Source organism: Bradyrhizobium sp. UFLA06-24 (assembly GCF_054967145.1).
Map to the genome: position 1 here is coordinate 156,341 of NZ_JADFUE010000009.1, position 13,584 is coordinate 169,924.

General features: G+C 64.0%; 13 protein-coding genes. 9 read left to right on the top strand and 4 right to left on the bottom strand.

Annotated features, from left to right (window positions below):
- Positions 1-126 precede the first annotated feature (126 nt).
- On the bottom strand, positions 127-1,467 hold the full coding sequence (locus IF809_RS10765) for an ABC transporter substrate-binding protein (protein ID WP_128966281.1): 1,341 nt from the start codon (positions 1,465-1,467) through the stop codon (positions 127-129).
- Between the two features lie 482 nt (positions 1,468-1,949).
- Between IF809_RS10765 and IF809_RS10770 the strand changes: the two genes are divergently transcribed.
- Entirely contained in the window at positions 1,950-2,753 is an 804-nt protein-coding gene (locus IF809_RS10770) for a Spy/CpxP family protein refolding chaperone (protein ID WP_462837566.1), read from the top strand.
- A gap of 110 nt (positions 2,754-2,863) precedes the next feature.
- Positions 2,864-3,241 (top strand): response regulator, encoded by a 378-nt coding sequence (locus IF809_RS10775; protein WP_128966279.1) that lies wholly within the window; start codon positions 2,864-2,866, stop codon positions 3,239-3,241.
- 62 nt (positions 3,242-3,303) lie between these two features.
- Here the strand turns inward: IF809_RS10775 and IF809_RS10780 are convergent, their stop codons facing one another.
- The 3 genes from IF809_RS10780 to glk all read right to left on the bottom strand — a co-directional run bounded on the left by IF809_RS10780 (position 3,304) and on the right by glk (position 4,923).
- Positions 3,304-3,459 carry a hypothetical protein gene (locus IF809_RS10780; protein WP_453978878.1) on the bottom strand — a complete coding sequence of 52 codons (156 nt, stop codon included), beginning with the start codon at positions 3,457-3,459 and terminating at the stop codon, positions 3,304-3,306.
- Between the two features lie 148 nt (positions 3,460-3,607).
- Positions 3,608-3,811, bottom strand: a complete 204-nt coding sequence (locus IF809_RS10785; RefSeq protein WP_128966278.1) for a hypothetical protein — start codon at positions 3,809-3,811, stop codon at positions 3,608-3,610.
- Between the two features lie 143 nt (positions 3,812-3,954).
- Positions 3,955-4,923: a glucokinase gene (glk, locus tag IF809_RS10790; RefSeq protein WP_128966277.1), complete on the bottom strand. Its 969-nt coding sequence runs from the start codon at positions 4,921-4,923 to the stop codon at positions 3,955-3,957.
- A gap of 236 nt (positions 4,924-5,159) precedes the next feature.
- On the opposite strand from glk, the gene pncA reads away from it, so the two are divergent.
- From pncA to IF809_RS10825, 7 genes are all read left to right on the top strand, one after another.
- On the top strand, positions 5,160-5,798 hold the full coding sequence (gene pncA, locus IF809_RS10795) for a bifunctional nicotinamidase/pyrazinamidase (RefSeq protein ID WP_462837567.1): 639 nt from the start codon (positions 5,160-5,162) through the stop codon (positions 5,796-5,798).
- 16 nt (positions 5,799-5,814) lie between these two features.
- Entirely contained in the window at positions 5,815-6,930 is a 1,116-nt protein-coding gene (locus IF809_RS10800) for an alpha/beta fold hydrolase (protein ID WP_462837578.1), read from the top strand.
- 129 nt (positions 6,931-7,059) lie between these two features.
- Positions 7,060-9,093: an NAD(+) synthase gene (locus tag IF809_RS10805; RefSeq protein ID WP_462837568.1), complete on the top strand. Its 2,034-nt coding sequence runs from the start codon at positions 7,060-7,062 to the stop codon at positions 9,091-9,093.
- Positions 9,094-9,130: 37 nt separating this feature from the next.
- Positions 9,131-9,514: a GrlR family regulatory protein gene (locus tag IF809_RS10810; RefSeq protein WP_128966274.1), complete on the top strand. Its 384-nt coding sequence runs from the start codon at positions 9,131-9,133 to the stop codon at positions 9,512-9,514.
- Positions 9,515-9,620: 106 nt separating this feature from the next.
- Entirely contained in the window at positions 9,621-10,907 is a 1,287-nt protein-coding gene (locus tag IF809_RS10815) for a DUF1236 domain-containing protein (protein WP_462837569.1), read from the top strand.
- A gap of 440 nt (positions 10,908-11,347) precedes the next feature.
- Positions 11,348-12,163, top strand: coding sequence for a sugar phosphate isomerase/epimerase family protein (locus IF809_RS10820; RefSeq protein ID WP_462837570.1), 816 nt, complete (start codon positions 11,348-11,350; stop codon positions 12,161-12,163).
- A 30-nt stretch (positions 12,164-12,193) separates the two neighbouring features.
- A partial coding sequence (locus tag IF809_RS10825; protein WP_462837571.1) for an ABC transporter substrate-binding protein occupies positions 12,194-13,584 on the top strand: 1,391 nt, incomplete at its 3' end.

The following is a 13,584-nucleotide window of genomic DNA, read 5'->3' on the forward strand; positions in this document are numbered from 1 at the left end:
ATCATTCCTGGTCAACGGTCGAACGGCGGAGCCGGTCCTTCAGAATCGGCTTCGCCGTCATGAGGAGGAGAGTGCAGCGGTTGGGGCGGGCCTGCGCGGGTCGCGCAAGCCACGCTCGTTCGCCGTTCAGCTCCGCATGAAGCCTTCGCACTCGCCCTCGGCCCAGGCGAGCGCCTGTTCCAGGGTTTCACCGCGGGCAAATCGCAATCCCATCTTGGTCAGCGTTGCCTGGAAGTAGATCTGCTGTGCGATCTTCGGCGGCGCCGGTGATGCTGCGATCGACAGCGTCTGCTGGTGGTAGGGGTCCGGATAGTGGAAGAGCGTCCCCTTCGGCGGGCCTTCCTCGGCCCACGTCTTCAGCTTCGTCAGGTTCGCATAGGCCGGCAGGTCATAGCCGCCGCTCACCGAGACGAACTTCTCGATCGCTGCCGGCGAGGACAAATGAACCAGCAGGCTCTTGGCCGCTTCCTTGTTCTTGCCGAAGCTCCAGACGCCCCAGAAGTACGGCAGGAAAGGCGCGAAACGTCCCTTCGGGCCGGCCGGGAAGCCGTGGGTCCAGCACTGCTCCGCCACCTGCGGTGCATCGCGCTTGGCGACAGCCCAGGCGCTCGGCGGGTTCATGATCAGCGCGCCGCGCCCGGAGATCAGCCATTTGTTGTTCGAGGCGTCGTCCCAGGACGGCGCGTCGGCGGGCAGGAACGCGATCAGCTTCTTGTAGTACTCCATGGCCTGGCGGACCTGGTCGGTCTTGACCGTGATGTCGCCCTTGGCATTGACGAGTTCGGCGCCGAACGCCTGGAAGATCGCGCCGGCGGTATCGACGCTGTCGGTGGTTTCGCCGAGGCCGATGCCGAACGGGAAGCCGCCCTTCTGGCAGGCTTCCGCAGCCTTGAGGAAGGTATCCATGGTCCAGTTGTCAGCCTTGGGCGGGCCGCCGGCCGGATACATTTCCTGCACGTCGATATTGGCGTACTTCTTCATCAGGTCGATGCGCGAGCAGGGGCCTTTGATCTGGCTGCCCGGCGTGGCGGGCACCGCGAGCCATTTGCCGCCCGATTGCGCGAGATATTTAACGGTGCCGTTCACCTCGCCATTCTGCTTGATGAGCGGCTCCATCACGTCGTTGAGCGGCTCGAGATTCTCCGAATAGGCATGCGGCCACCAGCTCGGCATCTGAAGAATGTCGTGACCGGACTTGGCCTGCGCTTCGGCCGCCGCCGTCAATTCGATCTTCTTGTTGTTGCTGGTGATGTAGTCGATGGAAACCTCGACCTTCTCCTTCGCCGCCCATTCGTTGACGAGATCGGTCGAAGCCTGGTTGGCGCCTGGCACCCAATGGTCCCAGAAGCCGATCGAGAGTTTGCCGGCGGCGTAAGCTCCCCGGACATAGGGCGCCGTGATCAGCGCCGCGGAGGACATTGCAGTGGCAGCCACAAATTGACGTCGCGTCAGTCTCTTGCGTGACATCTCGTTTCCTCGCCTTGGTGTGTTTTATTGTTCTGTCGTTTCCTCTGACTCTTTCGAGTCTCTCATTTCGTTATTGGAGTTTCTTATTGGCGCCATCCGCAAGTCACGGACAGACGCGGGAAGAATTGGTAGCGCGATCAGATCATGATTGATTGCGTCTGTCGAGAAAGCCGGACGCTCCGCGCTCTAGTACTAACGTTGTGTCCGGCAAGGCCGCGGCACGCGTCGACCGCCCGCCACCGCCGCTTTTTGCGACGCACACATCGGGTGAATCGTGCGCTAGTGGTCGGTGCGCAATTACGCCGCAGTTCCTGATAAGCCTGCATAACAGCGTCGGGGCCAAGACCTTTCAAGGAATGGTCTTCCAGACGGGGACAGAGATTGTCCGCGCCTAGACCTCCGCGTGGCGAAAACGGTAGAGTTGCAACCGGCAGGAGGCCTGCCGTTTCATAAGGAGCAGGCAAATCGACATGGAGACCCAAATGATCAACCCGGCGCCGCCTGCGCGGCTTGGCCTGCGACGATGGCTCGCGCTCGGTTCCGTCCTGACCTTGCTGATCGGTGCGGCTGCCGTTGCCAATGCACAAGGTTTGGTCAAGGGCGTCCAGGACGGGGCCGCAGCCGGCAACAAGGCGGCAGGTCCCGTTGGGGGCGTCCTCGGCGGCGCCATTGGCGGCGTGGTCGGCGTCTTCACCGGCGTGCTGGGCGTCAACAATAACAACGGCAATCAGGCGCCGGCTCCGAAGGATGCGAACAAGGACGCGTCCAAGGACTCCAAGCAGCCCGGCGCCAAGGACAAAGATGCCAAGAGCGCGAAAGGCGGCAAGGCTGGCAAGGCGACCAAGGAAGCCAAGAACGCTCCGCAGGACAACAAGGACAACAAGGACAACAAGGACGTCACGGTCCTGACCCAGACCGGCGCGCCCCAGCTGACCGCCGAGCAGATCGTCGCCAACAGCGATTCCTATATCGAACGCATCAAGACCGAGCTCAACTTGACGCCGGAGCAGGAGAAGCACTGGTTCGGCTTCTCCAGCGCGATGCACTACCTCGGGCATAACGGCGCGGAGCGGCTCAACCTGCGTATTGCGCGCGCCAAGCGCGATCCCCCCGACGACATCATCGAGCAGATGCGCAACGAGGCGCAGTTCCTGATCGATCGCGCCGCAGACCAGCGCAATGTCGCCGATGCCGCCGAACCGTTGTATTCGAGCCTCGACGACAAGCAGAAGGAGGTGTTCATCCAGGAGATGGTTCGCCTCAGCCATGAGCGCGGCCTGGATTGATCAAGTTGGATCGGATTGTGCGCGCTGAAATTAACGGCGCCTGCCACGAATTCGTGAATGCTTTCTGCAATCGGGTATGCTTAGCTTCGCAAGGTGGCTGCGAGGTTGAAATGGCGGACGGACTCTCCGTTTTCCTGGTCGAAGACGAGGCGTTGATCCGGATGATGATCGCCGAGATGGTGGAGGAGCTGGGCCACCATGTCGTTGCAGAAGCGGACAATGTGCGCGATGCGAGTGCCTTCGCGATGACGGCGCAGTACGATTTCGCGATCCTCGACATCAATCTGATGGGTGTTTACGTCGATCCCGTCGCCGATCTGATCGAGCGACGCGGCAAGCCGTTCCTGTTCGCGACCGGCTACGGGCCGGAATTGCTGCCGTCCTTGCTCCGTCGACGGCCGATCCTGCGCAAGCCGATCGCGCTCGACCAGCTCAAGACCATGATCGACTCGCTGTTTCCCGATGCGGCCGCCAAGGTGCCGCACTGACATCAACGAAAATGGCCGCCCGAAAAGGGGCGGCCATTTGGGACGAAAGATCGGTCCGTGTCTTACATCAGGCCGGCGCTGAGATCGATGCCGTGCGCCATCAGGCTGATCGAGGCGAGAAGCCCCATGCTGCAGAAGATGACAATGGCTTTGAAAGAATAGTCGCCCGACTTGGTGCGGACGGCCGCCGGCATTTCGGCGAGCGAAATCGTGCTCATGTTCATTCCCCCCTTTGTGTTGATCCTGAATTGCATCAGGTGAGGGGAACTCTTAGTGCAAAAAGTTTGACACAGGATTGCCAGGGATCCTTAACGGAACCGCAATCGATAGCCGATTGGCGGCGCCGAGCGAGAGATTCTGCAAGTCTTAGTTGCGGCCGGCTCGCAGCACCGTCGCGATGGTGTGGGCGGTCATGGCCGCGCGGTCCGAGGCACGCTGGGCAGCCAGCCGGTCCCGGGCCTTTTCCTCGATCAAGAGCTCGATCAGCGCCATGCGCTTGTCGTCGTCGTCCGCCTCGGTCAATAGCCGGTGATAGCGGTGATAATCGAAGCCCACATCCTGCTTACGCATGTCACGCCCCCGTACTCACGCCACACACGCGCGAATTGTTTCCCATTGCAGGCCGGCGGGCAAGCGCGATTGTTCATGGAACCGCGGATTGGCCGCGATCACGGTGAATTCGCCGGCCGGGTGCTGCGAGGGGCGGAAGGCGCTCAATCCGCAATGTGGTCGGCAAACATCTTCAGGCCGACGAAGCTCGCGTCCGGCTTGGTGACGAGACGCGTCGGAATGTTGCGCAGATAATCCTGGAAGCGTCCCTTGGCCTCGAACCGCGCGCGAAACGCGGAGGCGGCGAGGAATTCCGGAAAGCGCGGCACGATCCCGCCGGCGATGTAGACGCCGCCTCTGGCACCGAAGGTTACTGCGAGATTGCCGGCGACCGAGCCGAGGATGGCGCAAAACATCTCCAGCGTCGCGCGGCTGAGTTCGCAACTCCCGTCCAGCGCCGCCTTGGTGATACCCGCCGCATCGCGTTGCGGCACCTGGGCTTCATCGACTTCGGCCAGCGCTTCGTAGAGCGATTGCAGCCCGGAGCCGGAGAGGGCGCCGCGCTCGATGGAGACGTGGCCGAAGCGCCGGCGCATCGATGCGATCACGCGCTCCTCGCGTTCGTTCTCCGCCGGAAGGGTCGCGTGACCGGCCTCCGTGACGACGGCGAGCCGGGAGCCATGGCGCTCGACCAGGCAGGAGACGCCAAAACCGGTCCCCGGCCCGACGACGAGCAGCGGTTCTCCTTGCATGCCGTCCTGGCCGCCGAGCGGGATCAGGTCGGCCGGCTGCAAGGCGGGCAGAGACCAGGCCACCACCTCGAAATCATTGAGCACGTGGACGCTGTCGAAGCCGAGCGCCGGCTGGAGCTCGTTCCCGTCGATCACCCATGGGCTGTTGGTCATGACGCAGCGGTTGTTAGTGACGGGACCAGCCACAGCCAGCACGGCCCGCACCGGCTTCTCGCTGTCGGCCCGCCGCAGCACGTCGGCGATGGCTTCTCGGACCGTCGGATGATCGGCGACCTTGACATAGTCGATGCGCCCGATCTGCTCGCCATTGCTCAGGGCGAACCGCGCATTGGTGCCGCCGATATCGGCGAGAAGAATGTTTCCTGTCTTGCCGATATTCATGACCAATGGGTCACCGTGGCCACGCAGTCACGGGAACCCTTATCCTCCACTCCTTCGCCCCGATCCGTACGATACGGGCATCGGAGAATCCGTCCTTGGGTGCGGCTAGTCAACACGGACCAGTCCAAAGCGTTGCATAGAGGGATTGGCCGGCCTGGATCGCGGCAGTTGCGAAGCGGCGCCGGAAGATCGACACTGGCAAGAGCGGCCTGCGGCGGGTGCGCCGCGCGGATGACATGGACCTTGCAATGAAGATATCCGACCGCGACGTGCTGCTGGTAATCGACGTGCAGAACGATTTTTGCACAGGTGGGGCGCTTGCCGTTCCCGGCGGCGAGAAGGTCGTCCCCGCGATCAACCGGATCGCCCAAAAATTCGCCAATGTGGTGCTGACGCAGGACTGGCATCCGGGCGACCACGTCTCATTCGCGTCGAACCATGCAGGCAAGCAGCCGTTCCAGACCATCGAGCTCGGTTACGTCACCCAGGTGCTCTGGCCGACCCATTGCGTCCAGGGCACGGCCGGGGCCGAATTCCACGGGGATCTGGACGTCAGGCGGGCGAGCCTTGTGGTGCGCAAAGGGTTTCGTCGCGGTATCGATTCCTACTCGGCGCTTTTCGAGAATGACAAGAGAACGCCGACAGGCCTGCTGGGTTATCTGCGCGAACGCGAATTGAACACCGTTTTCGTCGCCGGCCTCGCGCTCGATTTTTGCGTCCGCTTTTCCGCAGAGGATGCGCGCAAGGCGGGCTTCAAGGTTGCCGTGATCGAGGACGCCTGTCGTGGGATCGACCTCGACGGCTCGGTCGCGGCGACCCATCGCAGCTTCAGGGAGCTCGACATTTCCGCCGTCAGCCTGGAGGCATTCCTATGAGGATGATGCGGTCATGATGGCGGAGAAGACCGGAAAGCCGCCAGGTGAAACGGGGCATGCGGCCGAGGCCCCCTTGTTGTGGCCGTTTGCAGCGGCACGGCTTGCCATGGACGCCTGCTTCTGGTGGCTGGAACGCGGCTCCATAGAGCAGGGCGAGGGCGAACTCCCCTGGACCACGCCCGCCAGCGTGGCCCTCGAACTGGCCACCATGCGTCTGCGCGATTGCTCGCGGACGCGAACCGGTCAGCCGGCGCTAGTCTGCGCGCCCTATGCGCTGCATCGGGCGCAGATCGCCGATTTCGCACCCGGCCACAGCGTGGTGCAGTCGCTGCAACGTGGCGGCATCGATCGGATCTATCTCACGGATTGGCGCTCGGCCTCGCCCGAGATGCGTCATCTCTCGATCGACAGCTATCTCGGCGATCTCAATGTCGCCGTCGACGAGATCGGCGCTCCCGTCGATCTGGTCGGCCTGTGCCAGGGCGGCTGGCTGTCACTGCTCTATGCGGCGCGGTTTCCGGCCAAGGTGCGGCGGCTGGTTCTGGTCGGGGCACCCGTCGATCTCTCGGTCGAGTCGCGGCTGTCGCAACTTGCCCGCAGCGCGCCCGAGATGGTCTACGATCAGCTCGTCGCGCGCGGCGGCGGCAATGTCAGCGGCGACGAGATGCTGCATGTCTGGTCGAAGGCGCCTGACCCCGATGACATCGCCGTGGCGCTGCAGAGAGACCTGTCGGACGAGGAGGGCGCGGCCCTGCTCGCGCGATTCGACCGCTGGAACGCCGAGACGCTCAATCTGCCCGGCACCTACTATCTCCAGATCGTCAACTGGATCTTCCGGGAGAACCGCATCGCCTCCGGCAATTTCACGGCGCTCGGCCGCGTGATCGACCTGAAAGATGTCAAGGCGCCGGTCTTCCTGCTGGCCGGGCTCGACGACGACGTCGTGCCGGCCACGCAGGCGCTTGCGACGGCCAGCCTTCTCGGCACGCCGTCGGCCCTCGTTGCCGCGGCATCCGAACCGAGCAACCATCTCGGCCTGTTCATGGGTGCGAGGACGCACGCCCACGCATGGCCCCGGATCGCCGAATGGCTGCGCGACGACCAGCCCAGCGTGCTGGCGCGCAGCGCCTGAGGTCGAAAGGACCGGCGAAGCTGCAAATCCGTTATGCATGATCGCGGATGGCCTGCACGTGGCCATGGCGATGGGCTAAATAGAGTCCGGGGCCGGCGGCTCCAACAGAATTTAAGGGTCCTCTGCTCGATGAGCTTCCACTCGATCTACGCCCACGGATTTGCGCGCGTCGCGGCCTGCGTCACCACGTCTCATGTGGCCGATCCTACTGCCAATGCGAAGGCCGTTCTGGCGGCGGCGGGCGCCTGCCATGACCAGGCGGTGGCGGTTGCCGTATTTCCGGAGCTGTGCCTGTCCGGCTACGCGATCGAGGATCTGGTGAAGCAGGACCCGCTGCTCGACGCGGTCGAGCGGGCCCTTGTCACGATCACTGAGGCCTCCGCGGCGCTCATGACCGTCCTGATCGTCGGCGCGCCTCTGCGCTTCGGCGTCAGGATCTACAATTGTGCCGTCGTCATCCATCGCGGCAACGTGCTCGGCGTCGTGCCCAAGAGCTATCTGCCGACCTATCGTGAATTCTACGAAGGACGCCATTTCGCCTCAGGCGCCGGCATTGCGGGCGAGGCCATCCGCATCGGCAAGCTCAACGCGCCGTTCGGGACCGACTTGCTGTTCGCAGCCGACGATGTCCCTGGCCTGACCATTGGCGTCGAGATCTGCGAGGACATGTGGATCCCTGTGACGCCGGCCTCAGAGCTCGCGCTCGCCGGCGCCACTGTGCTCATCAACCTGTCGGGCAGTCCGATCACGATCGGCCGGGCGCGCTCGCGTGCGCTGCTGTGCCAGTCGAGCTCGGCGCGCTGCCTCGCGGCCTATGTCTATTCGGCTGCCGGCGCGGGCGAATCCACCACCGATCTCGCCTGGGACGGCCAGACCTCGATCTATGAGAACGGCGTGCTCCTCGCCGAGGGCGAGCGGTTCCGCCAGGGCGGTCAGGTCACCTATGCCGACGTCGATCTCGACCTGCTCCGGCAGGAGCGCACCCTGATGGGCACGTTCGACGACAATCGCCGGCAGCGCGAAGGTAATTTCCGCAAGATCAGCTTCGCGCTGAAGCCGCCGGCCACCGACATCGGTTTCCTGCGCAAGATCGAGCGCTTTCCGTTCGTGCCGAGCGATGAAAGCCTGCTCGAGCAGGATTGCTACGAAGCCTACAACATCCAGGTCGCCGGCCTCGTGCAGCGCATGCGCGCGACCGGCACCAAGCGTGTCGTGATCGGCGTGTCCGGCGGCCTCGATTCCACCCACGCGCTGATCGTCGCCGCCAAGGCCGTCGATCTGCTCGGCCTGCCGCGCGAGAACATCCTTGCCTACACCATGCCGGGCTTTGCCACCGGCAGCGAGAGCAAGACCAACGCGCTCGCGCTGATGAAGGCGCTCAAGACGACCGGTCAGGAGCTCGACATCCGCACCACCGCGACGCAGATGCTGAAGGACATCGGCCATCCCTTCGGCACGGGCGAGAAGGTCTACGACGTCACCTTCGAGAACGTGCAGGCGGGCCTGCGCACGGACTATCTGTTTCGGCTGGCCAATCATCATGGCGGCATCGTCATCGGCACCGGCGATCTCTCCGAGCTCGCGCTCGGCTGGTGCACCTACGGCGTGGGCGACCAGATGGCGCACTACAATGTCAATGCGGGCGTGCCGAAGACGCTGATCCAGCACCTGATCCGCTGGGTGATCGCCTCAAAGCAGTTCAGCGGCGACGTGAACGGGACGCTGGCCTCGATCCTGTCGGCGGAGATCTCGCCGGAGCTGGTTCCGGCCGAGCCGGGCGAGAAGCCGCAGAGCACGGAGGCCTCGGTCGGGCCCTATGAGCTGCAGGACTTCAATCTGTTCTACACGCTGCGCTTCGGCTTAAGGCCGTCCAAGATCGCCTTCATGGCGCTGCATGCCTGGAAGGACATCGCCAGCGGTGAATGGCCGCCGGCGTTCCCGGCGGACAAGCGCAAGGCATATAATCTGGCCGAGATCCGCCGCTGGCTCGAGGTGTTCCTGCGTCGCTTCTTCGCCTTCAGCCAGTTCAAGCGCTCGGCGATGCCGAACGGACCGAAGGTCTCCGCCGGCGGCTCGCTCTCGCCGCGCGGCGACTGGCGTGCGCCGTCGGACTCCAGCGCGGCGGCCTGGCTCGAGGATCTCGAGCGGAACGTGCCGGGCTGATGGGTATGGGCGATCGCGATTGTCGGGAGATGATCTGATGTCCGGCGGGGGCGGGTCGGAAGCTGGCGAAGAGACGGAGGTCGTCAACGGCCTCTACATCTTCGACATCGAGATGCGTGACGGCAAGCGCGGACAGGCGCGCGGCGTGGTCGTGCTCTGCGACGGGCGCATCATGGGCGGCGACAGCTATTTCTACTACACCGGCAGCTACACGTTCCGGAACGGCAAGTGGCGCGGCGACATGATCGTCAATCAGCATACCGAAGCCGTCGGTAAGACGCTGGCCTTTGGCGGCAGGGAGGTCACCTGCGGCTTCTCGGGTGACTACTCGGCGGGGGGCGCCGAGGTCGACGGCATGGCGCTTGTCGGCAAGACCAGCGTGACCTTCACCGCGAAGCTGACGCTGAAGGACGCAATGTAAGCGCAACCTGAACTTCTCATGAACGGATAGCGGCGTTCCTACTCAGGAACATTCGCTGCAACAGAACGTTCGCGTCTGTTGTTGCGAATTGTCGAGGAGAGGGACCATGCGTAAGCACTTGATGTTATCGACCGCGGCCATCGGCCTTATGCTCGCATCCGGCATTGCCTATGCGCAGGCGCCGGAGCGGAAGGACGAGCCGAAACGGACCGAGGAACCGGCAAAAGGCGCGGCGCCGCAGCATGGCGGTGCGGCCCAGGAGCGTGTCCAGGAGCGCGGTCAAGAACGAGCCCAAGAGCGCGTTCAAGAGCACGCGCAGGGTGCCCAGGAGAAACTGCAGGGTGCGGGCCGCGAGGAGAAGGGCGGCGCCAAGCATGAGGCCAGCGAGGACAAGCGTCAGCCGGCCAATGCCGCCGAGCGCAACGCGCCGAATGCGAAGGAGCAGGCACAGGAATCCCGCGAGCCGTCGAAGGATCGCAACCGGGAGGCCGAGAGCGCAAAACCGGGCCATGACGCCGACAAGAACCGCGCCGAGACGAAGCAGGACAAGTCTGCACCGCAGAAATCGACGGCCGAGTCCGAGAAATCCAAGAGCGGTCCCGCCGGCCAGCAGAACGAGCGCACGGGAGCTGCGACCAACCAGAACGAGCGCAACCAGAGCCAGCCGCCGCGGAACGCTGCGGAGCAACAGCCCGCGCAGCAAGGCAACCGGCCGGCCACCGCAACCGACACCAGCCGGACGGCCCCGACCAACAACGCGCAGAGCGCACCGCCCGCGACGGGCACGCAAACCAATCAAGCCAACCAGACCACTCAGACCAACACGCAGGTCAATCAGCAGGCCCGGGTGACTTCGGAGAAGCAGGTGCAAATCTCGGAACGATTGAGCCGCGAGCATCTGGCCGAGCCGGAGCGCAACCTGAACATCTCGATCCGGGTCGGCGAGACGATTCCCCCGCGCGTGCGTCTCTACCGGCTGCCGCCCGAGATCGTCTCGATCGAGCCCGAATATCGCGACTACGAGTATTTCGCCACGGATGATGACGTCGTCATCGTGGAGCCGCGGACGCATCGCATCGTCAGCGAGGTGCCGCGGGATCCGTCTCGGGCCCGTGCGCAGATGAGCAGCGGCGCATCCTCGAGCATGGTTGCGGCCGGCGGCAGCAATGTGAATTGCAGGATCATCCGTCGCGACGCCTCGGGCAACGTGACCGAAGTCGAACCGTCGACGGTGGGCTCGAGCGCACGTACGGATTCGCTGAGCGTGACGGTTCAGATGCCCGGCGGCGGCTCATCCGCTCCGATCCCGCTCGGCGCAGCGGCCGGCGATATCGTGGTCGCGACGCAAGGGCAGGGCGACTGCACCGTGACGCTCGAGCCGCAAACGCGCTAGGCGTGTAAACGAGGTACTGAAACGACTTCGCGCCGCGCGGCTCAAAGCCGGCGGCGCGAAATTGCGTTCAATCATGAAAGTTCCGAGGTCCGGAGTGCCTAGGAGTCCGGACCTCGTCACCTTGCCCCAGCCTTCAATCCCCCGCCCCATGTGGTCCCCCAACCCCATGTTGCGCGATCAGAGGGTGATGCCCGTGGAAGTGGCCGCCGATCGATGTCGTGCGATGTACGCGAAGGATGGTTAGGATTCCATTCCGGATCACTACGGACTGAATCGTGCTTGATCGGCGCGCGAATGCGTGCGTCTGCACGCGCGGAACGATGCATGCGCGCGACACGATGTCCACATCTTGCGTGGTGCGCGGAACCGCCATTTCACCGCCCTGTCATTGAACTGGTCTAGCGCTGCTCCCGTCATCGTCGACGTTGAAGGAGCAAGCCATGTCGAAGCCGGTGTTGGGCGCCGCACTGTCCATCAAATCGATCCCCGCCCACCGTGACTGGCTTCTCGAACGGCAGCGCGATCTCGAAATCCAGGATTTCTTCCGCGCCGATCTGCTCGACGGCGACTGGCGCAGTGCGGCCAGCGACATCAAGCAGATGCTCTCCGGGCATACCGGGCGGCTTGGCATTCACGGCCCGTTCTGGGGCTTCAAGATCGACAGCCATGATCCGATGATCCGCCAGGCGGTGACCAAGCGCCTGCTTCAGGGCCTCGAGGCAGCTGAATTTCTCGGCGCGACGCAGATGGTGGTGCACTCGCCGTTCACGACCTGGGACCACAACAATCTCGATCTCTATCCTGATAACCGCGCCAACATCGTCGAGCGCGTCAAGGCGACACTGGCAGAGGTGATCGCGCGCGCCGAGACCATCGGCTGCGAGATCGTCATCGAGAACATCGAGGACAACGATCCGCGCGACCGCGTGCGCCTCGCCAAGGCGCTCGAAAGCAGCAAAGTCCGCATCTCGCTCGACACCGGTCACGCGAATTATGCCCACGTCTCCACGGGTGCGCCGCCGGTCGACTATTACGTCGAGACCGCCGGCGACATGCTGACGCATGTGCACTTGCAGGACACCGACGGCTTCGCCGACCGGCATTGGGCACCGGGCGAGGGCAATATCCCCTGGGTCGCGGTGTTCCGTGCACTGGGCCGGCTGAATTCCGATCCGCGGCTGATTCTCGAACTGCGCAATCACGACGACGTTCGCAAGGGCGCTTCGCATCTCGCCGCGCTCGGTCTCGCTGAATAACAGATACCGCAGAGGGCTGGGGTCATTCTCATGAGCAAGTTCACCCGTCGCACCATCCTGAAATCCGGCGGCGCTGCCGCCGGCATGCTGCTGCTGCCGCGCTTTGCCATCGCGCAAGGGGACAATCGTCCGTCGGTGACGATCGCGGTGCAGAAGGTCACCAATGCCAACGTGCTCGACGTGTTGCGCGAGCAGTCCAATGTCGGCGAGCGCGTGTTCTTCTCCTCGATCTGGGAAGGGCTGATCTCCAAGAACTGGCGCGGCAACCTCGAAGCCGTGCCGGGTCTCGCCACCGAATGGCGCCGCATCGACGACCAGACCGTGGAAGTGAAGCTGCGCCAGGGTGTCAAATTCCACAATGGCGACGAGCTCACCGCCGAAGACGTCGTCTTCACCTTCAGCCGCGAGCGCATGTTCGGCGAGACCGAGGCCAAGAGCCGCTCGACCATCCAGGCCTTCGAGAAAATCCCGACGCCACGTCCGGGCAAGGAGCTGCCGCCTGATGTGCCGGCCGTTGCCCGCCGCATCTGGCCGGACCTCGTCCGCGTCGACGCCGTCGACAAGTACACGGTGCGCTTCTACAACGCGACGCCCGACGTCACCATTGAGGGCCGGCTGTCGCGCTACGGCTCCGACATCATGAACCGCCGCGCCTGGGATGAATCCGCAAGCTATCTCGACTGGGCCCGCAAGCCTGTGACCACCGGCCCCTACAAGGTCGTCGAGCTCAAGCCCGACGTGTCGCTGACGCTGGAGGCCCACGACGAATATTGGGGCGGCCGTCCGCCGCTCAAGCGCATCCGCTTCCTCGAGGTGCCCGAGGTTGCGAGTCGCATCAACGGACTGCTGTCGGGCGAATACCAGTTCGCCTGCGACATCCCGCCGGATCAGATCGCCGGCATCGAGAAGAACTCCGCGTTCGAAGTGCAGGGCGGCACCATCCTCAATCACCGCCTGACGGTGTTCGACAAGAACCACGCCGTGCTCGCCAACCCGCTGGTGCGCCGTGCCTTCACCCACGCGATCGATCGCCAGGCCATCGTCGACAGCCTGTGGGCCGGCCGCACCCGCGTGCCGAAGGGCCTGCAGTGGGAATTCTACGGCGACATGTTCAACGCCGATTGGGACGTGCCGGCTTACGATCCCAAGCTCGCGCAGGATCTGTTGAAGCAGGCCAATTACAAGGGCGATCCGATCCCGTACCGCCTGCTCAACAACTACTATACCAACCAGGTCGCGACCGCTCAGGTGCTGGTCGAGATGTGGAAATCGGTCGGTCTCAATGTCCAGATCGAGACCAAGGAAAACTGGTCGCAGATCATGGAACGCGCGCCGAGCCGCGCCGTGCGGGACTGGTCAAACTCGGCCGCCTTCAACGATCCGGTGTCGTCGCTGGTCGCCCAGCATGGCCCGAACGGCCA